Source organism: Chryseobacterium aahli (assembly GCF_022699665.1).
Classification (GTDB): Bacteria; Bacteroidota; Bacteroidia; order Flavobacteriales; family Weeksellaceae; genus Chryseobacterium; species Chryseobacterium aahli.
On record NZ_JALDNB010000002.1, the window covers coordinates 142617 to 167525 of the forward strand.

Genomic DNA, 24909 nt, shown 5'->3' on the forward strand with positions numbered 1-24909 from the left:
TATATTTGTGAAATTCGTGAAAAAAATTGTGCTATTTGTGTTTAAATCTAATGGGAAACCGCCTTCAAGCCAATCACCGAGCCAATCAATGTACAGATAAAAAACATTCTCCAAAAGGTCACAGGATCTTTAAAAACTAAAATTCCCATCAAGACAGTTCCCACTGCACCAATTCCCGTCCAGACTGCATAAGCTGTTCCAATAGGTAAAGTTTCTGTAGCTTTGATCAGTAAAAGCATACTGATTGTAAGACAAGCTAAAAAACCACCAAACCACCAGTACATTTCGTTTCCTGATGTTTCTTTTACCTTTCCTAAACAAGAGGCAAACCCAACTTCAAACAGCCCTGCGATAATTAAAATAATCCAATTCATGAGTAATAATTTATGACGCAAAGTTGAGGATTTAGTTTTGCTTTAAATTTTACATTTGTTAAAAAATAAATGAATCTTAGAGATTGTCAAATTTTATTTTGAAAGAAATATTTAATTTAAATAGAAATACTATCTCGCAGATTTAGCAAATCAAGCAGATTAATTTAAAAAAAATCTGCACTATCTCTATCATCAGAGAGAGTTTAAAAAAATCACCTTATTTCTGCACGAATCCTGCTTAAACTTACCTGCGTAATTCCTAAGTAGGAAGCAATATGCCCCAACTGAACTCTTTGGATGAGATACGGTTTATCTCTCAGCAAATCTTTATAACGCTCCAAAGCCGTTTTGTACTGCCTTGAGATAATCAGTTCTTCGGTTTTGATCAATTCCCGTTCAGCAAATTTTCTTCCCCAATTCGCAATATTGATATCTTCATTAAATAAAGCTTTCAGTTTTGAAGTTTCTAATTGATAAAGTTCGCAATCTTCCAAAAGTTCAATACTCTCATATCCAGGTTTTTCTTCAACGTAACTTTTCATTGAAACCACAGGTTCGCCTTCCGCTCCAAACCAAAAGGTAATATCATTATTCTCCGTCGACGCAAAAGCACGAACAATACCTTTTTTCAAAAAGTAAATATGAGGAACAACTTTGTCAGATTCCATTAAAACATGCCCCTTTGGATGCTTTACTTCAGTGATATGCTGCTTCAGTTTTTTTTTAGAAGTGGTAGTAAGCGGGGAGATGTTATCAATAATTTCGTTGATATTCATGTAGAAATTAAATTTGTTAAAAATTAGTTGAAGCAGTTATCATTCCTTGTATTTCGTAAATAAGTGTAACGGCTTTGTTTAAACTTTAAATTTTTAAATGTCCCAAAACCTTAGTTTAACTTTGCGATTATAAAATATCAACCAAAAATAGACTTTTTTCAGCATCTAATTTTAATATAGACCACAAGACCGATTTTGTTTTACTAACTTTGCAAATCGTAATAAAAGCGACTTAATTTTTTTATATGCATAAAGCAGGATTTGTAAATATTGTTGGAAAGCCAAACGCCGGAAAATCTACCCTTCTGAATCAATTGATGGGGGAGAAACTGGCAATCGTTACTCAAAAGGCACAGACAACCAGACATAGAATTTTTGGAATTTATAACGAAGAAGACTTACAGATCGTATTTTCTGATACTCCTGGAGTTTTAGATCCTAAATACGGTTTGCAGGAAAAAATGATGGATTTTGTAAAAGATTCATTACAGGATGCAGACGTTTTTCTTTATATAGTAGACGTTACTGATAAATCTGAACAATCAGCATTTTTAATCGAGAAATTGAATAAAATTCCGGTACCGGTTTTACTGTTACTGAATAAAATTGATCAGACCAATCAGGAAGGTCTTGAAAAAATAGCTACAGAATGGCACGAAAGAATTCCAAAAGCAGAAATTCTTCCTATTTCAGCTTTAAATGCTTTCAATATTGATGTTATTTTACCAAAATTAAAATCAATGTTACCTGAAAGCCCGGCGTACTATGATAAGGATATGTATACTGATAAGCCTGAAAGATTCTTTGTAAACGAAGCCATCAGAGAGAAAATTCTTTTGAATTACGATAAAGAAATTCCATATTCGGTAGAAGTGGTTACCGAAATGTTTAAAGAAAAAGAAGGAATTATCTTCATCGATTCTATTATTTATGTAGAGAGAGATACCCAAAAAGGAATAATCATCGGACATAAAGGTGAAGCCATCAAAAAAGTAGGGACGGAAGCCAGGATAGATTTGGAGAAATTTTTCTCAAAAAAAATCCATTTGAATCTGTTTGTTAAAGTGAAAAAAGACTGGAGAAAAAACGACAGAGATTTGAAGAATTTCGGATACCGATAGACTAAAAAGTCAATATTCATCGTTGTATTAAAAGATTTTTATTATCTTTAAACTAAATTTTTAATCAATGAGTTATTCAAACTTAAAAGCTAATCCCATATACATAGACATCGTTTTATTGATAGTAAGATTATTTATAGGTTTTGCGATGTTGTCTCACGGTTTTCCAAAGCTTCAGATGTTATTAGAAGGTGGTGATATTCAATTTTTTGATTTCCTCGGATTGGGTCCGAAAATATCTTTAGGTCTGACGGTTTTTGCTGAATTTGTCTGTTCTATTTTCCTGATTTTGGGATTATTTACAAGAATAGCCGTAGGTTTTCTCATCTTTACGATGATCATTGTAGGATTTGTAGTCCATGGTGCTGATCCATTTGATAAAAAAGAAATGAGTTTGCTTTACTTAGCAATTTATTTGCTCATCATGGTTTTAGGAGCGGGAAGATTCTCGATTGATGGAATGATAGAAAAGAAAAGAAGAGCCTCAGAATGGTAAAGTTTTATTTTTAAAAATATACAAGCGGTAATTTTTTTGCCGCTTTTTTTGTATCATATTTTTCATTTAATAGGATTGTATCCTAATCTTTGTTAAATGGGACTATGGTTGATATGCTTCTAAAAACCTTTTGATTTGAATATTTAAGTTTTCAGGATAATTTCATACAATTTTTTTGGTTAAATACTTTTCATTAAATTCGTGAAAAATCAAAAAAGATTATGAAGATCAAACTAACCATCTGTTTACTGGCGTTTCTCAACCTCTATGATGCACAGGAAAACATTTCTTATCAGAAACCTTCTGCAGAAATCCTTAAACTTGCAGATTACGACAGGCCGCCAAGTGTTTTGACTAATTCAAAAAAAGACTGGGTGGTTTTTGTATTCCGACCGACTTATAAAACCTTAGATGATCTTAATCAGCAGGAAATGAAACTGGGAGGTTTGAGAATTAATCCGGTAACGAATATTTCGAGTTCTACTTCTTACTCTTACAATCTGAAAGTAAGAAAGATGAATGATAAAACTGAAGTTCAGGTAAAAGGTTTACCTACAAATCCTAAAATTACCAATACTTCTTTTTCGCCCGACGAGAAAAAATTAGCTTTTACCAATACGACCGATAAAGGAGTTGAACTTTGGATTGTCGATTTAGAAACTGCAACGGCAAAGAAAATTACAAAAGATAATCTAAATGCCAATTTAGGAAATCCGTATAGTTGGATCAAAGACTCTCAAAGTTTTCTGATTAAAGTTCTTCCTGAAAACAGACCTAAATTAACAGATTCTTCAAAAGATTTACCAACTGGACCGATTGTTTCGACCGCTGACGGAAAGGTTTCTCAAAACAGAACGTATCAGGATCTGCTTAAAAATCCTCAGGATGAAAAGAATTTTGAAATTCTTACCGCATCAGAATTGTTTAATGTAGATTTAAACGGAAATTTAAAAAAGATAAAAGAGCAGGATTTATATAGTGGAATCAGCTATTCTCCCGACGGAAATTATCTGATGCTGACGACCATTAAAAAACCATTCTCATACATTGTTCCGTTGAACAGATTCCCAATGACGACAACTGTTTATGATAGCAAAGGAAACGTTGTAAAAGTTGTCAATGAAGTTCCGTTGAATGAAATTATGCCAAAAGGCTTTTCTTCTGTAAGAATAGGAAAAAGAGATATGAGCTGGCGAGCTGATCAGCCTGCTACATTAGTTTTTGCAGAAGCTTTGGATGGTGGTGATCAGTCGAAAACTGTTGATTTCAGAGATGAAGTTTTCACTTGGGAAGCTCCATTTACTGCTGCTCCAAAGTCTTTCTTTAAAACTAAACAAAGATATGAAGGAACCAGCTGGACAAACAATCATTACGCAATTGTTTCTGAAGGTTGGTATGACACGAGAAATACAAAATCTTATTTGGTAGATTTAAATGACGGAAAATCTCAGGTCATTGAAGACCGAAATTATCAAGATGTCTACAGCGATCCGGGAAGTTTTAATACCACCAAAAATGATTTTGGAAGATATGTTTTAGATATGAAAGGTGACAAAGCATATTTAATTGGAGCAGGATTCACCAAAGACGGACAGCATCCTTTCATCGATGAGATGGATATGAAATCATTGAAAAAGAAAAGACTCTACACTTCAAATCTTAAAGGCGCAAAAGAAGAAATCATCGATATCATCAATCCTGCGAAAGGAGAGGTATTGACAATTCAGCAGTCGGCAAGTCAGTATCCGAATTATTTTAAGAAAAATATTAAATCTAATAAAGCAGAAGCGGTTACTAATTTTGCCAATCCTTTTGAAAGTATTAAAGATGTTTATAAAGAAGTGATTACGTACAAAAGAAATGACGGCGTTACTTTAACGGGAACACTTTATTTACCTGCAAACTACGACAGGAAAGCGAGAAAAGAAAAACTTCCTTTGTTGATTTGGGCATATCCTACAGAATATAAAGACAAAAACACAGCAGGACAAAATACCCAAAACCCGAATGACTTTACGTTCCCATACTACGGTTCGTTTGTATACTGGACGACTAAAGGGTATGCCGTTCTTGATGACGCTGCTTTCCCAATCATCGGAGAAGGAAAAACAGAACCGAATGATACTTTCATACCTCAATTGGTGGCCAATGGAAAAGCAGCCATCGATGCTGTAGATCAGTTGGGTTACATCGACAGAAATAAAGTAGCAGTTGGCGGACATTCTTACGGAGCATTTATGACGGCCAATCTTTTGACTCATTCTAAAGATTACGCTTGCGGAATTGCCAGAAGTGGAGCCTACAACAGAACGCTGACGCCTTTTGGTTTCCAGAGTGAACAGAGAAATTACTGGGATATTCCTGAAATTTACAACACGATGTCACCGTTTATGAATGCAGATAAAATGAAGACACCGATGTTGCTGATTCATGGTGATGCTGACAACAATCCTGGGACATTTACTTTGCAGACCGAACGATATTTTCAGGCTTTGAAAAACCTTGGCGCACCTGTGAAAATGGTACTTCTTCCGAAAGAAGCTCACGGATATGTAGCTAAAGAAAACATTCTTCATCTTCTTTGGGAACAGGATCAGTTTCTGGAGAAATGTCTGAAGAAATAAATATGAAACCCGTTCATTTGAGCGGGTTTTTATTTTATTTGTATTTTAAAATTGAAAATTATGCCAATAGTAAGACGTTCAGAGCAAAAAAGACAAACACTTGAAGATTTTTACAGGGAATTTGTTCCCAAATCTGAAGATACATTTGAAGATGTTGGAACTCCAATGTTGGAAGTGTTGAAATTTTTAAATACAAGCTTTAAAAATACTGTCATTTACGGCTTAACTTCACATGCTCACTTACTTCTGTTTAATAATGATAGAAGTGATAAGTTTTATATCTCAATTGCTGGATACCAATCAGAATATTATAATGAATTTATTATTGAATATGTAATTCCTGAAGATAAAAGACCTTGGGAAGATGCCGTGATAAAAGGGAGAACCAGAGAGTTGGAGGATTTAAAAAAGATGATTATTATTTCAATGATTGAATCTGGAGGTTGGAAAGATAACCCGGAGTTGGAAATTTGTTTTAAAAAATATAAATCTTAAAAACCATTTTTTTATGGATTTCAATATAGAATAATTCACATTGTGTTCATGTTATTTTTTGTAATTTTCTGCTGTAAAAATTTAGTTTAAATATTAAATTCCAAAAGGATTTCTGTTACAAAAAAAGTTATGTTAAAAACAAACCAACCATTTTTAGATTATTTAGAAAAAATATATAATAATCAGGACAATAAAGGAAATATCATTGTAGAATCTTTTGAAAAAGGAGAAAAAATACTGACCCAAAATGAGATTTCAACCAATATCATGCTCATCAGAACCGGAATTACAAAATGTTTTTTCACAGAAAAAAATGGTCACGAGTACATTGTTGAATTCTTAGGAAAAGGAGAGATTATTGGTGAAATAGAGGTGATGAAGAATGTTCCGTGTATTTGCAGTATCGAAGCGATAACAGAAGTTACAGTATTTTCGATGACAATTCCGTACTTTCAGTCACTGATCAAGAGCAACATCAATTTAAATCATTTATTGCTTGATGTTTTTGCTGAACGTATTGTTAATACTTCAAACAGATCATCTTATCAGCAACTTCACGCAACAGAACATACTTTGTCTCAACTTTTAGAACTAAAAGCGAAAGAAATGAAAGTTTCAAAAGAAGATATGGCAACTTATTTGGGAACTACAGTTCGAAGTCTGAACAAAGCTTTGAAAGATGTTAAAGAGAGGACTACGTAATCCATAAAAAACTGTATCGTACGAAAACTTTGTTCAGATGAAACGAACAAGAAAAATTACTTTTTAAAATTTGGCTGCTTATCTTTTTCAATAAAAATATATCTGCCTTTGATTCCATTTTGAAGCATTCCTTTTTTACTGTTGAGATCTTCTATGGATTCTATATTTTCATTTTTAAAGTTGGCTTTACCACCGTTTTTTATATTTTCAGAAATCATTCTGGTAGGATTTAGATATAAATCTTCAAGATAGGTATTGAATTTTTGGTTGGTTATTGGGATTGCCTGCTTTCCAAAATGAGTTTCTATAAAATCAGTTGTATCATACGTTTGTGGCAGCTTTACATTTTTTTTAAGTCGATAAATGAAGTTTTTCTCAGAATCTTCCAACAGAAAAATCAGTCCGGGAAGTCCACGAAATTTGTAAGGTCCTTCTTTGATGTCAACATCATTTGAAAACCAGGCAACCCAAATTCTTCCTCCGAAATCTGTCGTTGCCTTTTGCAGTTGATATCCATTATAATTCTGCGTTTCCGACATCAGTTTCCAAGTCATTTCATCATTGGTTTTCACTACGAAATACTCAAAAAAATCTCTGTACCAATTATTTTTGAAAGAGTTGATCTCTCTCGAGATAATCTGATCTGTTTTAGTACTGAACTTTGAGACAGTAGTCTGAGCTTCTTTATTGATAGAATCGTAATCAGCAAATTGTTTATCGTAAAATTTAACCGTTTTTGCGGTGATGTCGAGATTCATTAATGTTTTTCTATAATCTTCTGTAGAATCTCTGCGGTATTGCAGTTCGTAAACAAATCTGTTGGTTTGAGAATAATAAAAAAGGCTCATGAAAATACCAATGAAAACAAGTGCTTTTTGCATTTTATTAAGTGAAATTTTTTCAGCAAATATAATAATTACACACGTTAAAGGGAGTAATATTTTGTTTTATTTCAACTCCTTCTTCATCATCAAATCTGTCTGCTCCTCATCTCCAAATTTAAAAATATGCTTATCAAATTCTACGAAACCGTTTTTCTTATAAAACTGAACGGCTCTGATGTTTTCTTCCCAAACGCCTAACCAGACATATTGCAAATTTTTATTCTGTGCTATTTCTAATGCCTTATCGTATAGAATTTGTCCCACTTTTTTACCATGAAAATCTTTTGAAACATAGATTCTTTCAATTTCCAGCGAATTTTTATCCTGTAATTCGGTTTGGGCATCCCCAAAATTTACCTTTAAATAACCAATAACTTCCTCATCCAATAAAGCAAAGAAAAATTCTGAATTCTTGTTTTGAAGTTCTGCTGTTAACTTCTCAATGGTAAAACCTTTAGCTATGTACTGAGCCATATTTTCCTCAGTGTTATGACGTGTCGGAAAAAGTTTGTTTGGCAATTTCTTGCAGTTGTTCTACGTTTTCTGTTCCAATTTGTTTTAATATAATCTCTTGCATAGTTTTTATCTAATAATTTTTATTTTCAATTGAATAAATGACACCTTTTTGGCCATCAAAATTAAAGTCTCGTTGATATTGAAGTCCGATTTTTTCTAAAACTTTTATGGAAGCTGTATTTTCTTTCATGGCTCTTCCAACAATTGTTTTCAAATTTAATTTTTCTAAGCCATAACTGATGCAGGCTTTTGCACTTTCGGTAGCAAAACCTTGATTCCAAAAATGTTCAAAAAATCGGAAGCCAATATCGGTTTCATCTAAATTTTCATCATATTTTAATCCGCACCAGCCAAGAAATTCTTGAGTTGATTTATTAATAACTGTCCATCTTCCAAATCCATTTTTCTGATAATCTGAATAGTTTTCTAAGAAAGCTTTAGCTTCATCTACATCTTTGAATGCAGAATTTCCGGTGTATTTGATAACATTTGGATTTAAATTTAATTCATAGAAATTTTGAGCATCGGTGATTTCAAATTCTCTCAGCAAAAGGCGGTTGGTTTCTAATATAGTTTTCATTCTTAAGTGCGAATCTTAAAGTAAAGATAATAAATAAAAAAAGCGATCGAAAGACCGCTTCAATATTATAATTTACTTGCTTTAATTCTTCGTGCAGACATATCCAGAAAACGTTTCACCAGCAAAAATGCGGATATCGTTAATCCCAATCCAAGGGCAATCCACATTCCGAAGGCGCCCATTCTTAAGGTTACACAAAGGAAATATCCTAAAGGAATTGTAATCAGCCAATACGCAATAAATGTAATGATTGACGGGATTTTTACATCCTGCAAACCTCTCAACATTCCCAAAGCCGTCACCTGAACTCCATCAGAAAGCTGGAATAATGCTGCAATAATCATGAGTTTGGATGCCAACATAATCACTTCAACTTCTTCAGGTTTTGTGAAAAATGTAGGTAAAATATTTCTTCCCAAAACAAAAAATAACCCACAAAGACACATGAAAAGAAAGGCTATTTTCAAATTATTGATTCCTATTTTTCTAAGCTCTACAAAGTTTTGTTCGCCTAGTTTTCTACCAATCATCACTGTTGAAGCCACACTGAAACCGATACATAAGTTAAAAGTAAATGATGCCATACTCAATGCAATCTGATGTGAAGCAATATCGTGAGCTGAAATTAATCCACAGATAAAAGCTGCTGCTGCGAAAGCTGTCACTTCAAAGAACATCTGTAATGCAGTCGGGAAACCTAGTCTCACCATTTTTTCAAACATATTCTTAGAAAAAACCTGCATTTTTAATGAAAATTGTTTGACATATAATCTGGTTTTTGGTTCTTTCATTAAAACAAAATAAAGAAAAACTACCATGAAAATTCTGGCAATTAAACTGGCTAAAGCTGAACCTTTTACACCCATTTCTGGGAAAATCCAAATTCCTTTGATGAACACGTAATTCAGAACGATATTAATTACATTCGCAATAATCGTCGCTTTCGTAACTCCGATTGTATAGGATAATCCTTCAGAAACTTCTCTTAAAGTCTGAAATGCCATAAATGGAACAATACTGATCGCCATGATCCATAAAAAGTCTGCTGTATCAGGAATGATTTTCGCCGGCTGACCGGAATGATAGAGTAGCGGTAACCCTAAAAATAAGACCAACATCAGAATAATTCCGACGGTCATATTGATCACGAAACCATGACTGAATACCGAATTGATGGTTTTATGGTCGTTCTGAGAATGCGCCTCAGAAACCAATGGCGGAATAGCAAACGAAAATCCCAATGCTAAAACAAACATCGAGAAAAACACTGCGTTCCCCAAAGAAACAGACGCCAAAGCATCCGCACCTAATAATCTACCTACTATAATATTATCGAATAGATTTACAGAAACCTGCCCAACCTGAGTAAGCATTACCGGAAGTGCCAATGTAAGGGCTTCTTTCGTGTAATTTTTATTTAAAAAACTCATAACATTTTACAAAAAAAATTTGCAGTATAGTTACTGCAAATTTTTATAATTTATTTTAATTAATAATTAAATTATTTTCTTACAAAACTTGCAACATCCTCTGCGGAAACCGACGCTCCACCAAGAATAATTAATCTTTCTACAACATTTCTCAATTCTCTGATATTTCCTGTCCATGATAGCGCTTTTAAAGCATCAATCGCAGTGTCATCAAATTTTTTCAAAGCTGTACCGTGCTCATCAGAAATCAACGTAGAGAAGTGGTCAACCAACAATTTGATATCTTCTTTTCTCTCATCCAAAGGCGGAACATAGATTTCAATAACCGAAAGTCTGTGATATAGATCTTCTCTGAATCTTCCAGCCTCGATTTCTACAGCCATATTTTTGTTGGTTGCAGCAAGAACTCTTACGTCAACTTTTATTTCTTTGTCACTTCCTACGGGAGACACTTTGCTTTCCTGCAATGCTCTTAAAACCTTTGCCTGAGCGATTAAGCTCATATCTCCGATCTCGTCTAAGAAAATAGTACCGCCAGTAGCTTGTTCAAATTTCCCTTGTTTGTCTTTAATAGCCCCTGTAAATGATCCTTTTACGTGTCCGAAAAGCTCAGATTCAATCAATTCAGAAGGAATCGCAGCACAGTTTACTTCTACCATCGGACCTCTTGCTCTTTCACTTAAATTATGAATAGCGTGAGCCACCAATTCTTTACCTGCACCGTTTGGGCCTGTAATTAAAACTCTTGCATCAGAAACCGCCACTTTTTCAATCATCTCCTGAATTTTTTTCAACGGAGCAGATTCACCAATCATTTGGTATTTCTTGTTGACTTTTCTTTTCAGAGTTTTGTTTTCAGTCTGAAGATTTTTATTTTCCTTCTTTAAAGTTTCCTTTACCAAAGCGTTTTTCACACTTGTAATCAATCGGTTGATGTCGATTGGTTTTGAGATAAAATCGTAAGCTCCATCCTTTAAGCAAGCTACCGCAGAATCGATATCGGCATGGCCGGAAATCATGATAAATGTTGATTCAGGCTTCAAAACCAAACTTTGTTTCAAAAATTCAGTACCCGACATTTTAGGCATTTTAATATCTGAAATTACTAAGGCAAAGTCTTCTTTCTCAACATGTTTATAGCCTTCAAGGCCGTCTTCAGCAATTACAAATTCATAATCGGGAAGTTCATCCGAAAGAATACTGTGAAGTACTCCGGAGATTGCTTTTTCGTCTTCTACAATAAGGATTTTTTGCATAGTCGCAAATTTAGGTATTTTTTGGTTGAGTATTAACAAAAATCATTCCCAAAAGGTTATATTGAGTAATCTCTTCTTCCAAAAATTGCAGAACCTACACGTACAGAATTTGCTCCGCACTCAATTGCGATAGGGAAGTCGTCACTCATTCCCATAGAAAGTGTTTGTAATGGTCTGATTGTATTTAAATTATCAAAAAGGCTCTTTAATTTTTCAAATTCTTTCCTCACCTGATTTTCATCTTCTGTAAAAGTGGCCATTCCCATCAATCCTGTGATTTCAACATTTGGAAATTCACCATCAATGAATTTTTTAAATAAATTTTCAGCTTCCTCTATTTCTAAACCGAATTTAGTTTCTTCCTCAGCAATTTTCACTTGAAGTAAAACCTTGATTTTTCGGTTGTGCTTTCCTGCTTCTTTATTGATTTCATTTAAAAGCTTTTCAGAATCAATACTTTGAATCGTATCAATGAATTCTGCAATGTATTTTACTTTATTGGTCTGAAGATGTCCAATCAAATGCCATTGAATGTCTTGTGGAAGTTGAGGATATTTCTCAACCAATTCCTGTACTTTATTTTCACCAAAAACTTTTTGCCCTAAATCATAAACTTCCTGAATCGCTGAAACGGGGTGTGTTTTCGAAACCGCAACTAATTCAACATGTGAAGAAAGTTGATCTTTTATATTATTGTAATTTTCTTTAATGTTCATAATTGCAAATTTCTGAAATTTAGAAAAGAAAAACTATCAAATTATGAATTTTATTGAGGAGTGAATCTGTTTAGAAGGTTTTTACCGCAAACAAACTTTTCAAAAGGAATTATTGTAAAACAAAATTTCACAAAATGTAAAAATCTCTTTACGATTTGTATTGGGTTCCTTTGAATATCTTCATTAATTGTGAAGTTGAAAAAATAAATAAAAAATGCAACCGAATTGAGTTGCATTTTTTTATGATTTTTGAGGAAATTTTAATTTAAAATAGTGCTGATTCCTTCAAGAATTTCATTCTCTAAATTTTTTATTTTCTGTTTCTTTGACCAAACATAAAGTCCAATGGGTAACATGAAAATTAAAAAAACACCAGAATCCAACTGTGTTGTGGTTTTAATTTTACCAGATTCTGGGAAAGCATCTATTTTCACATTTCCGGTAAGTGTAAAACCGCTGGTTCTTACTTGTAAAGCTCCGAAACTTGTCTGAATTTTGTACTGTGGGAATTTTTTTCTTAATCCTTCAATAAGGTCATTTTTTGAAAATGGCTTAACATTTAAATTTTGCATAAAGATTTGGTTATCTTATTAATATATAATTTTCTGCTTTGTGCAGAGTGATTGATTGGTGATTTTATTTTAAGGCTTTTGAAACCATTGCGCAGTCGGCAGCTTCAAATTTTTGTCCGTCTTTATAGGCAACATTCTTTTCATTAGCATACTTCATTTCTCCATTTTCATCTTTCTGATTTCCAAGGCCTTCTAGAAGGGTTCCGTCTTTTTGAATGAAGAAAATATCTCTTTTGCTGGTAGTTCCTTCTGATGCAAATTCGTAAGTCAGTTTAAGCGTATCTCCGGATTTAAATCCTGCTAAATCACCTTTTGAACTGTCTTTTTCACTGTTTTTGTATCTCATTTTTCCGGTTACAGTACCCAAATTATCATCGATGCTTACAAAAACACTGTCTTTACCGGTCACGCCCAAATAACAGAATGATTTGGAGCCTAAAGTATCAATCACAGTTGAAGTAGTATCTGTTAGAGAATCTGAATCTGCAACTGCTTTGTTTGCTTCAACTTTTTTATTACAATTCATTAACAAAAATGATAATGAACCTAAAAAAATGTACTTTTTCATAACTTTTTAGATGGTGTTAAATTGATTATGTTTAGCTAAAATAAAGATTGTAATTGTAATCAACAGAGAAATTGCGAAGAATTAATACAGCAATTCTATAAATCGTTTATTTTCAAAGATAAAAGAATATTATTTAATTTTTTAAAATTTCCGTTTTATTACAAATTATAAAAGTTTTACTTAATTTTCACTGCTACCTGATTTTCTTGAAGTAAAAAACATATAGGCTAAGCCTAAGGTGACTCCAGCTACCATAGCAATTTTTGTATTTTTATTAGGAACAGGGAGGGAAGTTTCTCCGTAGATCTGGTGGGGTTCTGGTGATGGTTGTAAAACATTTCCTGAAGTGGATTCGCCGTTTTTAAGTTTCATCATCAGTCTCATTCCTGCAGAAGCGGTATTGATGATAGTTTTTGGAAACATTCCGTAAAGATTGACTAAAGCTCTGGATGTAAAATCTGGAAATAAATCTTTTTTAGGTTCTTTGGCCAATTGAATAATTTTAGCTGCAGTATCACGAGGGTCTGAAGCAAAAGGCGGAACTTTAAAATCTAATCCTGAATATTTTGCCGAATGTGCATTTCCTGTAGAACGCTGAATCTGTGGATATAAATTGGCAATATGGATATCTTTAAAATCTGAAATTTCACCCTGAAGACATTCCATCATTCCACGGATTCCAAATTTTGTGGAGGAGTAGACTGCGCTGTATGGTGCCGGCATAAATCCACCAATAGAGACGTTGTTGATAAGAATTCCTTCATTCTGTTCCTTAAAAATCGGGAGTACACTATATGCGCCGTGCATATATCCGAAAAGATTGGTTTTAATGACCTGTTCGTGCAGTGACATCGGGATTTCTTCAAATTTCCCACTTGCCATCACTCCGGCATTATTGACCCAAATGTCAATTCTCCCGAATTCTAAAATGGCTTTTTTTACAAGATTCTCAACTTCTTCGGCTACTGATACATCGGTAGGAACTGCAATTGCTTTCACTTCAAGTTCGTGACACAAGTGTAGAGTTTCATCTAAAGCTTCCTGTCCACGGGCGGCGATGACGATATTGCAACCTTCTAAAGCAAAAGCTTCTACGGTAGCTCTACCAACTCCGCTGCTTCCTCCGGTTACAACAACTGTTTTACCTTGCAGACTTCTTTTTTCTAAAATATTTTCTGATTTCATACCTTATTATTTTGATGATTGTGGTTGATGCTTGTAAGCTATCTATTTTTACACCAAAGGGTATGAATTGAGATTTAATTTAGAAAAAATAATTTTACAAATTTTAGTTAGATAAAATTTTCGTCTTTTTGTTTAATTTAATTTGTAATTCATCAATCAAATAGGTCTTTCACTTTTCCATTCATGCTCAATATTTTTCATCAATAAGGCATTATCAAATTGAACTGAACCTTTCGGAAATACATTCTCATCTTCAAAAAAGCTGGATTTTATATTTGAAACCTCCAGCGGTTTTACTTTCCACTGATATGCATTGAGTCTTAAACCATCAAATTTTTCTTTGTTTGGAGAGTATCCTAAATCACCTTTTTCAAAAAAATCAGAAGCGTTTTCTAAATTTTCAAAAACGGAATCTTTATTAAATGTTTCAGTTTCCTTGGCTTCAATTGAAATCTCTGTATCATCTGAACTTTTAAAAGCTACATGATAATTTCCTTTATTTTCATCGACATTAAATTTTGCTAAATAATGTTTTCCGGGAAATATTCTTCCGCCGACCCAAGTATTCAGCTGTAAAGAAGTATCTCTCCTTGGAATATAAACTCCGGATTTCACTTCGCCACCTTCATCCCATTCAACCGCAATTCTGTGCGCACCATTTTCAGAATTAATTCCTATAAAATCAGGAAGACCTTTGGGTTTAATATCTTTTAATCGAATTAAACAAATCCCAACAATTGCTTTGCCTTTGTAAATTTTCGGACGAAAAGGGAAAGGTAAAATCTTTTCAACATCTTTCGGATGTGCGGTGAAATTAATTAAAATTCTGCGTTCGATGTAACCGTGGATGGTAGGGATTTTCATAGTTGTTATGTTTATCAATAAAACGTATGAATGCTATTGATTACTTTAAGGACAGTTTTTTTATTTATAAAAAGTATAAAACAATAAAGCTTTAGAATAATTTAATCATAAAAACCAAACTATTCTAAAGCTTTATTGTATATCATTGATATTATTAGGAATATCGTTTATAAAATTATGGTGTTTTCTTTATAATTATAAGTAATAAAATCACTTTCTTTTTTTTGAGGCTTCGTAAGAGTTTTGACACTGATGACTTTTAAATTTTTTGGATTGTAAATTTTCATTGTGCTTGTATTTTCATCCATCACCACTTGCTCAGCATTATCAAAGGAAATAAACTCTGATTTGTAATTCACACTTCCATTATAGATGACTGTTTTTTCTTTAGTGTCCCTCTTAATTGTATTCGCATTGATTGCTGCATTTTTTTCCTGAGAAAAAGCATTTTGAGAAACGAGTAAGAATGCAAATATTCCTGTAATTGTAATTAATTTCTTCATAATTTAAATTTTATCTGTACAAATTGATATCTAAGTAATTGTTTTCTTTTAGTAATTTTTCTTTAGCTTCTTTTCCATTTTCTTTTGGGAAATGGTCTTACCATCAAATGATATAATTGATGTGATGGGTTCCTGCAAGGGCAAACAGAGTTGCGATTTTTTTCATCTGAAATTTAATTTTTAAAAATTAAAAATAATAAAAGAAATCACGATGTTTTGCTCAACTGATGTTAATCTTTTTATAAAATTTTAAAATTAATTAATGAGATGCAGATTTTGAAAAGAAATTGATCACAATGACACCACAAATGATAAGAATAATCCCTAAAATAGCAGGCAAATCTAAATTTTGTTTAAATATAAAAACAGAGACCAAAGCGGTAAGAATAATTCCCAAACCTGCCCAACTCGCATAAGCAATCCCAAGCGGAATATACTTTATGGCTATAGAAAATGTGTAAAAGCAGATGACAAGCGTAGTAATGCTGATTACTGACGGAACTAATTTTGTAAATCCTTCAGAAGCCTTCAAAAAGCTGGAGCCAATTACTTCAAATATAATGGCTACAGCTAGATACAGATATTTCATTTTATAAATTTATACTGCAAAATTACATTGATGAATGCCTCATTTTTTTGATATACATCAAAATTTTTTACCGTTTTCTGATTCTGCTCAATGTTTCCTGAGTGATACCGAGAAAGGAAGCGATGTGACCAAGATTAAGTCTTTGTAGTAAGTGTGGTTGGTTTTTTACTAAATTCTGATAGCGCTGCTCAGCAGATTCTGTATGTAAAGACGTAATTCTTTCTTCCAAAACAATACAAAGCTCTTCGGCCATTTTCCTACCTATCTTTTCAAGTTCGGGATGTTTTCTGTATAAATCGTTCAGGTCATTAACGGAAATCCAATATCCAGTAGAGTCTTCTAAAAACTGAATGTTTTCAAATGACGGTTTTCCTGCATACAAAGGAAGAATAGACGAGATAATCTCATTTTCAATGGCAAACCAGCTGTTGTATTCTTTGTCATCTTTCACGAAAAATGCTCTTATCAGACCTTTCTCCATGATGAGTAGACTTGATGTAACCTGACCTTGTTTGAGAAAAAAATCGCCTTTCTTTTTATTGATTAACTGAATCTTTTTTAGCAATTCATTTTCAGTTTCTGGGCTTATAGAGCCATATTTTGTAAGGAATTTAATCAAAGAATTCATATCAGTTTTTTGAATGAAATAAACTTACACATTATTTTCTCACTTTCATATTTCGTTTTAAACTTTTAGCATCAAGATTATTCTCAAAACTGAAAGGCACTGAAATTAATGTTTTATTTTTTTCGGGAACAAGTACGTTAAAGTGAAGGTGCGCACCCGAAACATACCCGGTTTCTCCACTTAGGCCAATCGGTTGATTACGTTTTACCATATCGCCAACTTTCACAAAACTACCATCCTGTTTAAGATGAACATATTGTGTGAAAAGCCCGCTGTGAGGATGATAAATCGTAATATAATTGGCGTAGGGTGTCCATTTAATATCATTTCCGCCAAATTGATAATCTTTAATAACTCCTACGACGTAACCGTCATCGGCACTTGTAATGGTATCACCAACTTTCATATCAAAATCAATAGCATATCTTGAATAATTATCATTGTGGCTGAAACTGCCATTGTTTGATTGCATCACAGTGTATTGGTTTCCTTTAGGAAAGGGAAGTGCAAGATTGTTCTGTTTGATGGTTTTGTTATCATCACCAAATGCCCAGTCGTATGTAAATGAAATTTGAGAAGTTTGTAAATCAGGAGCAAAAATCTTTTTTTCAAAAATAAAATTTTCAGAAATCGTAAACTGTAATTTATCTGTTACTATTTTTTGATCACTGAGAATAGGAAAAACAAAATTGACTCTCAATGGAGCTGATAAAGAATTTGTAATCTTTATACTTAAGGTGTCGTTTCCATAATTTACACTGTGATTTAGAGTGTATTGATTTAGTTGTTCCTTCGGGAACTCCTGCGCTTTGGTAAAGTAAAAACCTAAAAATACTAAGATGAGAAATAATATTTTTTTGAAATTCATAATCATTAAGATTTGCATTTTATTTTTCTAGTAATTGACCGTCTTCATTGAGAATTTCTTTATTATTTTCTTCTACAGAAAGACTGATTTCCGGAGTATCGCTCGCTCCGATATGAAATCTGTAGACGATATATTTAAAATTTCCTTTCTTAAAAGTAATGGTGTGATTTCCGCCACTTCCACTGAATTCTAAAATTCCGTTGATTAAAATGATGTCAGGTTTTGCAGACTCATTTTGATTGTTTTTCCAGGAAGCATATCGGTATTTTCCGTTTTCTAATTCGTCAATTCTTATGAGATAATGCTTTGTTTTAAATTTATCCTGAGGATTTTTAAATGATTTTAAAGATGAATGAAGCATTTCTTTTTGTTCGGAGATTAATTTAAAACGTTGTTTCTTTTCAGTTTCACTTTGATGATTTAAAGCAGTTATTTTTCCGTCTGTATCGATCCACATCGTTCCTCGATGAAGCATAATCCCTCGCCATCCTACTTCAGACCAATCTGTAATTTTAGATTTTGAAATCTCATCAATAACGTTTTGATCAAATACATCATTGAATCTTTTGATCAATTCATGCTTACTTTTTATATCCGTTAAGGGATATTCTCTACTCAAAGGATAGTTTGTAATTTCAGAAATTCCCTTGATATTTTTAGTTTTAAATAAATGAATTACAGTTTGAATTTTCTCTGCTTTATCCTTACTAAGCCTGTCATCTTGAGCATACAATAAATTTGAGACGAAGAGTATGATGATTAAAAGTAAATTTCTCATTAAATTTTAATTGTATTGCTAAAGTAAATTTTAAAGCTTTAATAACTATCAAAAATAATCAATTTCATCACAAATAATGAAATTGATTGCGTAGTTCTCCTTTGATTTGGCTACAATAATCTTTGATTTGGTCACAATATACTTTTCTTGATTTTCCACCTTTGTACTGTAAAAATTAATCAATTAAAAACAATTAAAAATGGACACAAAAAAAGTATGGTTCGTGACAGGAGCTTCAAAAGGGTTAGGGTTAACTTTAGTCAAAAGATTATTGGTAGAAGGTCATTCTGTGGCAGCAACTTCAAGGAATATTGTTGAACTTCAGAAGGCTGTCAGTGATGAAAATACTTCATTTCTTCCGCTTGAAGTTGATTTGATTAGTGAGAACTCTGTCGAAGCAGCAGTTTCAAAATCAATAGAAAAATTCGGAAAACTGGATGTTGTGGTAAATAACGCCGGTTATGGACAGTTGGGAACTCTGGAAGAAATTTCAGATTTGGAAAGCCGCCAGAATTTTGACACCAACGTTTTCGGCTCTCTGAATATCATCAGAAAAACAATGCCATATTTAAGAGAACAGAAAAGCGGTTTCATTATTAATATCGCTTCAATTGGCGGATTGACAGGAGAATTTGCAGGTTGGGGAATTTATTGCGCCACTAAGTTTGCAGTTGTAGGATTTACAGAAGCTTTGGCTGCAGAAGTGAAAGAATTTGGAGTGAGTGCAACGGTAGTTTATCCTGGATATTTCAGAACAGATTTCTTAACGGGCGGTTCACTCAGAACTCCGAAAACTGAAATTGAAGAGTACACCGTAGCAAGACAACTCCAGACTGCACACGAAAAAGACATCAACGGAAATCAACCGGGCGACCCGGAAAAAGCAGCTGTAGCATTGATGGAATTGGTAGCACTAGAAAATCCTCCGGTTCATTTGGTTTTGGGTTCTGATGCATTTGGAATCGCGGGAAATAAATTAAACGCACTTCAAAGTGAAATTTCTGAGTTTAAAACGCTAAGTACATCTACAGATTATTAAATTTGTAAAGGCAACAGTTTCTTGCTGTTGCCTTTAATTTTAAAGTTATGCATAACAGAAAATTATACACCATCGATACCATTTCTGAATTTCACAGAATTTCAGGATTGGCAAAACCTCAGCATCCGCTCATCAGTCTGGTAGATTATAGTTTGGTGGAATATCAAATCGAGGAATCCGAAATAAGCTGGGTTCAGGATTTGTATTTTATGGGTTTTAAAAGAAATATTCAGGGGAAACTTCATTACGGGCAGAGTCAATACGATTTTGATGAAGGTCTGATGTGTTTTATTGCTCCGAGACAGGTTGTTAAAATGATTATTAGCAAATATGAGACAAAACCGTCAGGTTATCTTTTGGCTTTTCATCCAGATTTTATATGGAATACACCTTTAGCAAAAACAATTAATAATTATAAATTCTTCGGCTATGATGTGAACGAAGCTTTATTTCTTTCCGAAAAGGAAGAAGAGACTTTGATCGGACTTTTTAAAGGAATCGAGAAAGAATACCAGTCTGGAATTGACCAATTCACTCAGAATATCATTATTTCGCAGATTGAAGTTATTTTAAATTATTGCGAAAGATTTTATCAGCGACAATTCATCACCAGAAAAAAGACCAATCATCAGGTTTTGGATAAATTAGAAATCATCCTGGAAGATTATTTTAATGAAAATATGATTGATAAAGGTTTGCCAACCGCCAATTACATTGCCGAGCAACTGAATATTTCAACCAATTATTTAGGAAGTTTATTGAAACAGTTAACCGGACAAACCACACAGCAACACATCCACGAAAAATTGATTGAGAAGGCCAAAGAAAAACTTTCAACAACAGAACTTTCAATAAGTGAAATTGCCTATGAATTGGGGTTTGAACACTCTCAGTCTTTCAGTAAATTGTTTAAAGCTAAAACGGAGATTTCACCTTTGGAATTCAGGAAGTCTTTTAATTAAAATAGATTTAATAGCTTTGCTTCAGTAAAATGTACTTAGTCAAAATTTTGTTTAGTTTTCTGCTTGATAACGCTTGATTGCTAATTAATCTTAGAATATCATCTTCTTGATTTCCTCAAAAAGTGTTTCAAATTCAGTTAATTTATGGTCACCTTCAACATATTTAAAATCTACCAAACTTTTATATTTTTCTAAAATAGGCTTAGGATTTACAACCGTGTCATTTTTTGAAAGTATAATTGAAATTTTATTTTTTGAAAATTCTCTTGACTTAAATTTTTTAAAACTATTCAAATCATCATCAGACAAATCATATTTTTTCAAAGATTCTTCAGGTTCAATGCTGGGATTGATTAGTATTGAATTGAGATCATATTTTATGGCAAAATGTTCTGCCCAAAAACCACCCAGACTTTGCCCAATCAAAAGTGGATTTTCAGATAAACTGTTTTGAATTTGATTTTGAATTTGCAAGAAAGCACACTCCGCATTGATATTATCGTAAACTATGAATTTAGAATCTAGATATTTCTCCAGAATTTTTCTATACGTTTCTGAGTTTTCATTTCCTCCAAAGCCTGGAAAATAAATAATTTTCATTCAAAAAAAAATTATACAATCTAAAGTAAAAGATTTATTATTTCTTAGCAAAATAATCCCATGTAACTCTAGTAATATCTGCAATTATTTTTTCGGTATCTTCTCTTGATTCGGTAATGTTTTTCAGATAAACGGAAAGGATAAAATGATTTCCGTTCGGAAGTTTTATTATGCCAATATCGTTTATAGCAACTCGTAAATTTTCATTATTAGTTCCGGAAATTCCTGTTCTGTGTGCCAATTCTGTACCTTCAGGAAGTCCGGATTTCATCCAGGTGATTCCTCTGGAACATTCCACCATTATTTGGTAGAGATATTTTGTAGTGGCTTTTTTCAGAATTTTTCCTTTGTAGAATTTCTCTAATAATTCTGTTGTAGCAATCGGTGTTGTTGTATTGATGTAAAGATTTTCCCAAGTCCGCATTTGTTCTTCATTCACTTTGATGGTGAAATCTTTTATTCCGTTTTTATTGATGAATTTCTGAACTGCTTTTGTCCCGCCAATTAATTTCAAAAGAATGTCACAACCATTATTATCGCTGTGAGAAACGGTGTAGCGTAATAATTGGTCTATAGTCAAGTCCATATTTCCATTAGGGAATTCTTCTCGAATCGGACTCCAAGTGTCTTCTTTTAAATCTTCTTTTTTAATGAAAATTTTCTGTTTCAAATTAAGTTTACCCTTATCTACCTCATTCAAAACCGCCAACGCAATATGAAATTTGAAAACGCTCATCATTGGCATGTTCATATTTCCATTGATGCTCAAGGTGTCTTTGTTTTCAATTCCTTTTAATGAAATTCCGACGGTTGCATTCTTCGTTGAGATGATTTGATTAAGTTCTTTCCGAAGTTCATCTATATTTTGAGCAAATGTCTGAACAGAGAAAAGAGAAAGGCTGAGAATTAATATTAGTTTTTTCATTGGAAAATATTATTTCAAAAGTTCAGATTGTTTCACAATTTTTCTTATTTCCTGCTCAAAATAATAAGCAATATCAAAGTTTTCATTCGCTACATTTTCCATTACAATAATGCTGGTTTTTGTTTTCGGATAGTATAAATTGACCGCAGTAAAACCTTCGCCAGGGTGAAAACCAGTGTGCCCAATTTCGTAAATGTTAGCTTTATCGTTGATTCTCAAACCATATCCGTAACCAATTGGCTTTTCACTAAATAATTGATGGGTCGCAGTTATTGAGTAATTAGTCATTAATTGATAAGTTTCCGGTTTTAATAGTTTTCCGTTGTGAAGACATTCATTCCATTTGGCTAAATCTTGCGCGGTCACAATCAAATGACTTGCGAAATAATTAGAAGCATTGAAAGCTGATTTTTCATTCAGCTTAAACGTTCCTTCTTTTCTTATAGTATGCCCTTTTGTTAAAAGCTGACTGTTAATCTCGATAGGATAGGAGCTACTGTTCATTTTACATTTTTTGAATAAGGCCGTCACTAATTCATTATAAGTTTTCCCACTTTGCTTTTCCAAAACCATTCCCGCGACAGAATATCCGACATTAGAATAGCTGAATTCTTTTCCCGTTTTGAGTTTCAAATTCGGTTTCAAATCATCGCTATATAATCCCGAAGTATGATTCAGCAAGTGATGAACAGTAATCGTGTCTGCCCAAGAATATTTGAAATCTGGTAAATATTTTCGAATAGGTACGTGCAAATCAATCGTTCCTTTTTCAACTTCCTGCAAAATAAGGGTGGCAGTAATCTGTTTTGCGATAGACATGGTTGATAATCGGTCAGAGATTTTCAGAGGTGCTTTTTTATTAAAATCTACATAGCCATACGCTTTTTCATACTTTATTCTTCCGTTTTGCTGGATGAAAACCACACCGTTGAAACTTCGAGGATTGGTAGCTTTTACCAAGCTGTCGATTTTTGAGGAATAATTGTCTTTTTGCTGTGCGTCTGCGGTGCATGAAGTAAATACACTTGCTACGGCGAAGAATGTGATTTTGAAAAAGTTTTTCATCTGTGTTTTGAAAAATTATTTAATGTTAATTTGTAGTTGTAATTAGTTGTTAGTCAATTGTTCTTTTTGGAAAAGAATATTTTTTGTTTTTGAGTATTGAGATGATGGCATCAGATATTTCAAAAACTTTTCCGTTATAATTGTTGTCCAATAAAATTACGGTAAACTTTTCATCCATATCAGAGACTAAAATAGCTTCATAGTTTCCAGCCCTTCCATCATGTAAATGCTCGATTAGATTTTCATTTTTAAATTTTGTTTCTCCCAATGCTGATTGAGTTTCCGGTAAATCAAAATGCTGACCTAATTCGTAAAGTGATTTTTTGCTGATTATTTTATTTTGGTATAGACAATTTGCCCATTTTAATAAATCAATCGTTGTGAGGTAAGTTCCGCCTGTTATCGGCAAATCTGGTTTGTCCGGAACCAAATTATTATTAAATCCTTTGGCAATTTTCTCTTCATTTTCGAAAGGTGTCATCACGGATGAAGTCATTTGACAAGGTTTAAAGATAAATTTTTCTACGTAAACTTTAAAAGGCATTTTGGTTACCCTTTCTACAATAAACTGTCTTAAAAAAAGATTATTGTTGTTGTAATCGTAGGCTGTTCCAGGTTTGAAATCGAGTGAATCGACATACATTAAACCATCAAATAGGTCTTTGTCATTTTTAATGTTTTTCCAATTGACGTTTGGTATTCCACTGGTGTATTGCAATAAGTCTTTAATCGAAACTTTATTCGCCCATTTTGGCAATTCAGGAATGAACTTGGAAACCTTATCGTCAAGTGTCAGTTTGCCTTGTTCTTTCAATTGCATCAAAGCAACTGCACTGAATTCTTTTGTAATCGAACCAATATTAAACCTATAGTCAGTCGATAATTTATTCATTTTAGTACCATCGGTAAATCCAAAGGAAGCGTTGTATATTATTTTGTTGTTTTTTGCGACCAAAACATTCCCATTAAAAATACCGATTTCATGGGACAATTTCATCAATGAATCGATTTGTTTGATTTGCTTGGTTTGTGCAAATAAATTATTTGTCAGAATTAACAGAACCGTAAAAATTGAGAATGTTTGTCTGGTATATTGCATAATTTAATTTCGTGCTTTTCGTACTTTTTTTTGGAGAATTTTTGTCTAACGTAATTCCATTATAGGTAAATACCTGTCTTTGATTGAACTTTCGAGCTGTCCGACGGTTTCAAATCCAAAAGTTTTGTAAAAGTTTTCTGCATTAGGTTCGGCATCGAGTGTTATTTTTTTTATTCCTAATTGGTTTGCTTTTTCTAAAAAATCATTCATTAAAGTTTTTCCAAATCCTTTTCCAATAAACTCTGGCAGGATAAAAAGATTATCAAGTTTAATTGTTTTTTCATCAATTGAAAAATAGGAATAGTATCCTATAATATTTTCGTTTTCTACCAATTTATAGACTATGTTTTTTTCAATGTAATCTTTTGAAATGATAAGTAAATGTTCCCATTCTTTCAATATTTCTTCCGAAAATCCCCAATAAGCTTTTGAGCGTTTGGTGATGGTTGTCAGTAATTCACTGTCTTCAGTTTCGGCTTTTAGTATGTTCATATTTTTAAATCTATGCTTATGTAATTAGGAATACTGTTTTTGCGCTTCTTTGTATTAAAAGTTTATTTTTCAATACTGTTTTTAAGTTTAGATTTTACATCATCATTCCACTCATTTTTTAAAATACTCAGTTCTAATCTTACCCATTCATTTTCTAAAATATAGTTTTTACTAAAGTCGAAATTCATTTTTTGCCTTTTTT

30 protein-coding genes are annotated in these 24909 nt (G+C 32.8%); 7 read left to right on the forward strand and 23 right to left on the reverse strand.

The features are described 5' to 3' along the window. Positions 1-47: 47 nt before the first annotated feature. Both MQX03_RS02915 and MQX03_RS02920 read right to left on the reverse strand, forming a co-directional pair. Positions 48-374, reverse strand: coding sequence for a DMT family transporter (locus MQX03_RS02915; RefSeq protein ID WP_129537074.1), 327 nt, complete (start codon positions 372-374; stop codon positions 48-50). Between the two features lie 212 nt (positions 375-586). Then, positions 587-1150 carry a Crp/Fnr family transcriptional regulator gene (locus tag MQX03_RS02920; protein WP_242801346.1) on the reverse strand — a complete coding sequence of 188 codons (564 nt, stop codon included), beginning with the start codon at positions 1148-1150 and terminating at the stop codon, positions 587-589. A gap of 245 nt (positions 1151-1395) precedes the next feature. Between MQX03_RS02920 and era the strand changes: the two genes are divergently transcribed. From era to MQX03_RS02945, 5 genes are all read left to right on the forward strand, one after another. Then, the gene (gene era, locus MQX03_RS02925; RefSeq protein WP_047443936.1) at positions 1396-2271 is read left to right on the forward strand and encodes a GTPase Era; all 876 of its coding nucleotides are present in this window, start codon (positions 1396-1398) and stop codon (positions 2269-2271) included. Between the two features lie 67 nt (positions 2272-2338). Then, positions 2339-2767 (forward strand): DoxX family protein, encoded by a 429-nt coding sequence (locus tag MQX03_RS02930; RefSeq protein ID WP_242801348.1) that lies wholly within the window; start codon positions 2339-2341, stop codon positions 2765-2767. A gap of 221 nt (positions 2768-2988) precedes the next feature. Next, positions 2989-5391: an alpha/beta hydrolase family protein gene (locus tag MQX03_RS02935; RefSeq protein WP_242801350.1), complete on the forward strand. Its 2403-nt coding sequence runs from the start codon at positions 2989-2991 to the stop codon at positions 5389-5391. 60 nt (positions 5392-5451) lie between these two features. Continuing rightward, positions 5452-5886 (forward strand): hypothetical protein, encoded by a 435-nt coding sequence (locus tag MQX03_RS02940; protein ID WP_242801352.1) that lies wholly within the window; start codon positions 5452-5454, stop codon positions 5884-5886. 129 nt (positions 5887-6015) lie between these two features. Continuing rightward, positions 6016-6588 carry a Crp/Fnr family transcriptional regulator gene (locus MQX03_RS02945; protein WP_242801354.1) on the forward strand — a complete coding sequence of 191 codons (573 nt, stop codon included), beginning with the start codon at positions 6016-6018 and terminating at the stop codon, positions 6586-6588. Positions 6589-6644: 56 nt separating this feature from the next. On the opposite strand, the gene MQX03_RS02950 is transcribed toward MQX03_RS02945, so the two are convergent. From MQX03_RS02950 to MQX03_RS03020, 15 genes are all read right to left on the reverse strand, one after another. After that, the gene (locus tag MQX03_RS02950; RefSeq protein WP_242801356.1) at positions 6645-7469 is read right to left on the reverse strand and encodes a GLPGLI family protein; all 825 of its coding nucleotides are present in this window, start codon (positions 7467-7469) and stop codon (positions 6645-6647) included. Positions 7470-7535: 66 nt separating this feature from the next. Next, positions 7536-7946, reverse strand: a complete 411-nt coding sequence (locus MQX03_RS02955; protein ID WP_317224547.1) for a GNAT family N-acetyltransferase — start codon at positions 7944-7946, stop codon at positions 7536-7538. 112 nt (positions 7947-8058) lie between these two features. Continuing rightward, entirely contained in the window at positions 8059-8568 is a 510-nt protein-coding gene (locus MQX03_RS02960) for a GNAT family N-acetyltransferase (RefSeq protein WP_242801358.1), read from the reverse strand. 65 nt (positions 8569-8633) lie between these two features. Next, positions 8634-9998, reverse strand: a complete 1365-nt coding sequence (locus MQX03_RS02965) for an MATE family efflux transporter (protein ID WP_242801360.1) — start codon at positions 9996-9998, stop codon at positions 8634-8636. Between the two features lie 71 nt (positions 9999-10069). Further along, positions 10070-11254, reverse strand: coding sequence for a sigma-54-dependent transcriptional regulator (locus tag MQX03_RS02970; protein ID WP_242801361.1), 1185 nt, complete (start codon positions 11252-11254; stop codon positions 10070-10072). A gap of 56 nt (positions 11255-11310) precedes the next feature. Next, on the reverse strand, positions 11311-11970 hold the full coding sequence (locus MQX03_RS02975) for a YggS family pyridoxal phosphate-dependent enzyme (protein ID WP_242801363.1): 660 nt from the start codon (positions 11968-11970) through the stop codon (positions 11311-11313). Between the two features lie 260 nt (positions 11971-12230). Then, on the reverse strand, positions 12231-12542 hold the full coding sequence (locus tag MQX03_RS02980) for a hypothetical protein (protein WP_129537089.1): 312 nt from the start codon (positions 12540-12542) through the stop codon (positions 12231-12233). Positions 12543-12606: 64 nt separating this feature from the next. Beyond that, a complete protein-coding gene (locus tag MQX03_RS02985; protein ID WP_129537090.1) occupies positions 12607-13110 on the reverse strand; it encodes a hypothetical protein in 504 nt (167 codons plus the stop codon). A gap of 180 nt (positions 13111-13290) precedes the next feature. Beyond that, the gene (locus MQX03_RS02990; RefSeq protein ID WP_242801365.1) at positions 13291-14295 is read right to left on the reverse strand and encodes an SDR family NAD(P)-dependent oxidoreductase; all 1005 of its coding nucleotides are present in this window, start codon (positions 14293-14295) and stop codon (positions 13291-13293) included. A gap of 156 nt (positions 14296-14451) precedes the next feature. Then, complete coding sequence (locus MQX03_RS02995) at positions 14452-15159, reverse strand: DUF2071 domain-containing protein (protein WP_242801367.1); 708 nt, start codon at positions 15157-15159, stop codon at positions 14452-14454. A 167-nt stretch (positions 15160-15326) separates the two neighbouring features. Beyond that, the gene (locus tag MQX03_RS03000; protein WP_242801369.1) at positions 15327-15662 is read right to left on the reverse strand and encodes a hypothetical protein; all 336 of its coding nucleotides are present in this window, start codon (positions 15660-15662) and stop codon (positions 15327-15329) included. 259 nt (positions 15663-15921) lie between these two features. Further along, positions 15922-16251, reverse strand: coding sequence for a DMT family transporter (locus MQX03_RS03005; RefSeq protein ID WP_129537093.1), 330 nt, complete (start codon positions 16249-16251; stop codon positions 15922-15924). A gap of 67 nt (positions 16252-16318) precedes the next feature. Next, on the reverse strand, positions 16319-16879 hold the full coding sequence (locus MQX03_RS03010; RefSeq protein WP_242801371.1) for a Crp/Fnr family transcriptional regulator: 561 nt from the start codon (positions 16877-16879) through the stop codon (positions 16319-16321). 31 nt (positions 16880-16910) lie between these two features. Beyond that, the gene (locus MQX03_RS03015) at positions 16911-17747 is read right to left on the reverse strand and encodes a M23 family metallopeptidase (protein ID WP_242801373.1); all 837 of its coding nucleotides are present in this window, start codon (positions 17745-17747) and stop codon (positions 16911-16913) included. A gap of 19 nt (positions 17748-17766) precedes the next feature. Continuing rightward, on the reverse strand, positions 17767-18525 hold the full coding sequence (locus tag MQX03_RS03020) for a hypothetical protein (protein WP_242801375.1): 759 nt from the start codon (positions 18523-18525) through the stop codon (positions 17767-17769). A 199-nt stretch (positions 18526-18724) separates the two neighbouring features. Here MQX03_RS03020 and MQX03_RS03025 point away from each other — a divergent pair, with 199 nt between their 5' ends. Together MQX03_RS03025 and MQX03_RS03030 are read left to right on the forward strand one after the other, a co-directional pair. After that, on the forward strand, positions 18725-19564 hold the full coding sequence (locus tag MQX03_RS03025; RefSeq protein ID WP_242801376.1) for an SDR family NAD(P)-dependent oxidoreductase: 840 nt from the start codon (positions 18725-18727) through the stop codon (positions 19562-19564). 47 nt (positions 19565-19611) lie between these two features. After that, entirely contained in the window at positions 19612-20526 is a 915-nt protein-coding gene (locus MQX03_RS03030) for a helix-turn-helix domain-containing protein (protein WP_242801378.1), read from the forward strand. 90 nt (positions 20527-20616) lie between these two features. Here MQX03_RS03030 and MQX03_RS03035 read toward each other — a convergent pair whose 3' ends face one another. The 6 genes from MQX03_RS03035 to MQX03_RS20440 form a co-directional block, all read right to left on the reverse strand. Then, on the reverse strand, positions 20617-21126 hold the full coding sequence (locus tag MQX03_RS03035) for a YqiA/YcfP family alpha/beta fold hydrolase (RefSeq protein ID WP_242801380.1): 510 nt from the start codon (positions 21124-21126) through the stop codon (positions 20617-20619). A 37-nt stretch (positions 21127-21163) separates the two neighbouring features. Beyond that, positions 21164-22051 (reverse strand): class A beta-lactamase, subclass A2, encoded by an 888-nt coding sequence (gene bla / locus MQX03_RS03040; RefSeq protein WP_242801382.1) that lies wholly within the window; start codon positions 22049-22051, stop codon positions 21164-21166. Between the two features lie 9 nt (positions 22052-22060). Next, complete coding sequence (locus tag MQX03_RS03045) at positions 22061-23116, reverse strand: serine hydrolase domain-containing protein (RefSeq protein WP_242801384.1); 1056 nt, start codon at positions 23114-23116, stop codon at positions 22061-22063. 49 nt (positions 23117-23165) lie between these two features. Next, on the reverse strand, positions 23166-24215 hold the full coding sequence (locus MQX03_RS03050) for a serine hydrolase domain-containing protein (protein WP_242801386.1): 1050 nt from the start codon (positions 24213-24215) through the stop codon (positions 23166-23168). A 45-nt stretch (positions 24216-24260) separates the two neighbouring features. Then, positions 24261-24707: a GNAT family N-acetyltransferase gene (locus tag MQX03_RS03055; protein ID WP_242801388.1), complete on the reverse strand. Its 447-nt coding sequence runs from the start codon at positions 24705-24707 to the stop codon at positions 24261-24263. A gap of 62 nt (positions 24708-24769) precedes the next feature. Beyond that, complete coding sequence (locus MQX03_RS20440; protein WP_262916900.1) at positions 24770-24895, reverse strand: hypothetical protein; 126 nt, start codon at positions 24893-24895, stop codon at positions 24770-24772. Between the last annotated feature and the right edge of the window lie 14 nt (positions 24896-24909).

Bases quoted from the DNA above. Each gene is read 5' to 3' on its own strand.
- MQX03_RS02965 (WP_242801360.1), bottom strand. From the start codon at position 9,998: ATGAGTTTTTTAAATAAAAATTACACGAAAGAAGCCCTTACATTGGCA.
- MQX03_RS02940 (WP_242801352.1), top strand. From the start codon at position 5,452: ATGCCAATAGTAAGACGTTCAGAGCAAAAAAGACAAACACTTGAAGAT.
- MQX03_RS02980 (WP_129537089.1), bottom strand. From the start codon at position 12,542: ATGCAAAATTTAAATGTTAAGCCATTTTCAAAAAATGACCTTATTGAA.
- MQX03_RS02955 (WP_317224547.1), bottom strand. From the start codon at position 7,946: ATGGCTCAGTACATAGCTAAAGGTTTTACCATTGAGAAGTTAACAGCA.
- MQX03_RS02995 (WP_242801367.1), bottom strand. From the start codon at position 15,159: ATGAAAATCCCTACCATCCACGGTTACATCGAACGCAGAATTTTAATT.
- MQX03_RS02935 (WP_242801350.1), top strand. From the start codon at position 2,989: ATGAAGATCAAACTAACCATCTGTTTACTGGCGTTTCTCAACCTCTAT.
- MQX03_RS20440 (WP_262916900.1), bottom strand. From the start codon at position 24,895: ATGAATTTCGACTTTAGTAAAAACTATATTTTAGAAAATGAATGGGTA.
- MQX03_RS03035 (WP_242801380.1), bottom strand. From the start codon at position 21,126: ATGAAAATTATTTATTTTCCAGGCTTTGGAGGAAATGAAAACTCAGAA.
- MQX03_RS02970 (WP_242801361.1), bottom strand. From the start codon at position 11,254: ATGCAAAAAATCCTTATTGTAGAAGACGAAAAAGCAATCTCCGGAGTA.
- MQX03_RS03045 (WP_242801384.1), bottom strand. From the start codon at position 23,116: ATGAAAAACTTTTTCAAAATCACATTCTTCGCCGTAGCAAGTGTATTT.
- MQX03_RS02985 (WP_129537090.1), bottom strand. From the start codon at position 13,110: ATGAAAAAGTACATTTTTTTAGGTTCATTATCATTTTTGTTAATGAAT.
- MQX03_RS02930 (WP_242801348.1), top strand. From the start codon at position 2,339: ATGAGTTATTCAAACTTAAAAGCTAATCCCATATACATAGACATCGTT.
- MQX03_RS03055 (WP_242801388.1), bottom strand. From the start codon at position 24,707: ATGAACATACTAAAAGCCGAAACTGAAGACAGTGAATTACTGACAACC.
- MQX03_RS02990 (WP_242801365.1), bottom strand. From the start codon at position 14,295: ATGAAATCAGAAAATATTTTAGAAAAAAGAAGTCTGCAAGGTAAAACA.
- era (WP_047443936.1), top strand. From the start codon at position 1,396: ATGCATAAAGCAGGATTTGTAAATATTGTTGGAAAGCCAAACGCCGGA.
- bla (WP_242801382.1), bottom strand. From the start codon at position 22,051: ATGAAAAAACTAATATTAATTCTCAGCCTTTCTCTTTTCTCTGTTCAG.
- MQX03_RS02945 (WP_242801354.1), top strand. From the start codon at position 6,016: ATGTTAAAAACAAACCAACCATTTTTAGATTATTTAGAAAAAATATAT.
- MQX03_RS03005 (WP_129537093.1), bottom strand. From the start codon at position 16,251: ATGAAATATCTGTATCTAGCTGTAGCCATTATATTTGAAGTAATTGGC.
- MQX03_RS03010 (WP_242801371.1), bottom strand. From the start codon at position 16,879: ATGAATTCTTTGATTAAATTCCTTACAAAATATGGCTCTATAAGCCCA.
- MQX03_RS03020 (WP_242801375.1), bottom strand. From the start codon at position 18,525: ATGAGAAATTTACTTTTAATCATCATACTCTTCGTCTCAAATTTATTG.
- MQX03_RS03025 (WP_242801376.1), top strand. From the start codon at position 18,725: ATGGACACAAAAAAAGTATGGTTCGTGACAGGAGCTTCAAAAGGGTTA.
- MQX03_RS02975 (WP_242801363.1), bottom strand. From the start codon at position 11,970: ATGAACATTAAAGAAAATTACAATAATATAAAAGATCAACTTTCTTCA.
- MQX03_RS03015 (WP_242801373.1), bottom strand. From the start codon at position 17,747: ATGAATTTCAAAAAAATATTATTTCTCATCTTAGTATTTTTAGGTTTT.
- MQX03_RS03050 (WP_242801386.1), bottom strand. From the start codon at position 24,215: ATGCAATATACCAGACAAACATTCTCAATTTTTACGGTTCTGTTAATT.
- MQX03_RS03000 (WP_242801369.1), bottom strand. From the start codon at position 15,662: ATGAAGAAATTAATTACAATTACAGGAATATTTGCATTCTTACTCGTT.
- MQX03_RS02920 (WP_242801346.1), bottom strand. From the start codon at position 1,150: ATGAATATCAACGAAATTATTGATAACATCTCCCCGCTTACTACCACT.
- MQX03_RS02950 (WP_242801356.1), bottom strand. From the start codon at position 7,469: ATGCAAAAAGCACTTGTTTTCATTGGTATTTTCATGAGCCTTTTTTAT.
- MQX03_RS03030 (WP_242801378.1), top strand. From the start codon at position 19,612: ATGCATAACAGAAAATTATACACCATCGATACCATTTCTGAATTTCAC.
- MQX03_RS02915 (WP_129537074.1), bottom strand. From the start codon at position 374: ATGAATTGGATTATTTTAATTATCGCAGGGCTGTTTGAAGTTGGGTTT.
- MQX03_RS02960 (WP_242801358.1), bottom strand. From the start codon at position 8,568: ATGAAAACTATATTAGAAACCAACCGCCTTTTGCTGAGAGAATTTGAA.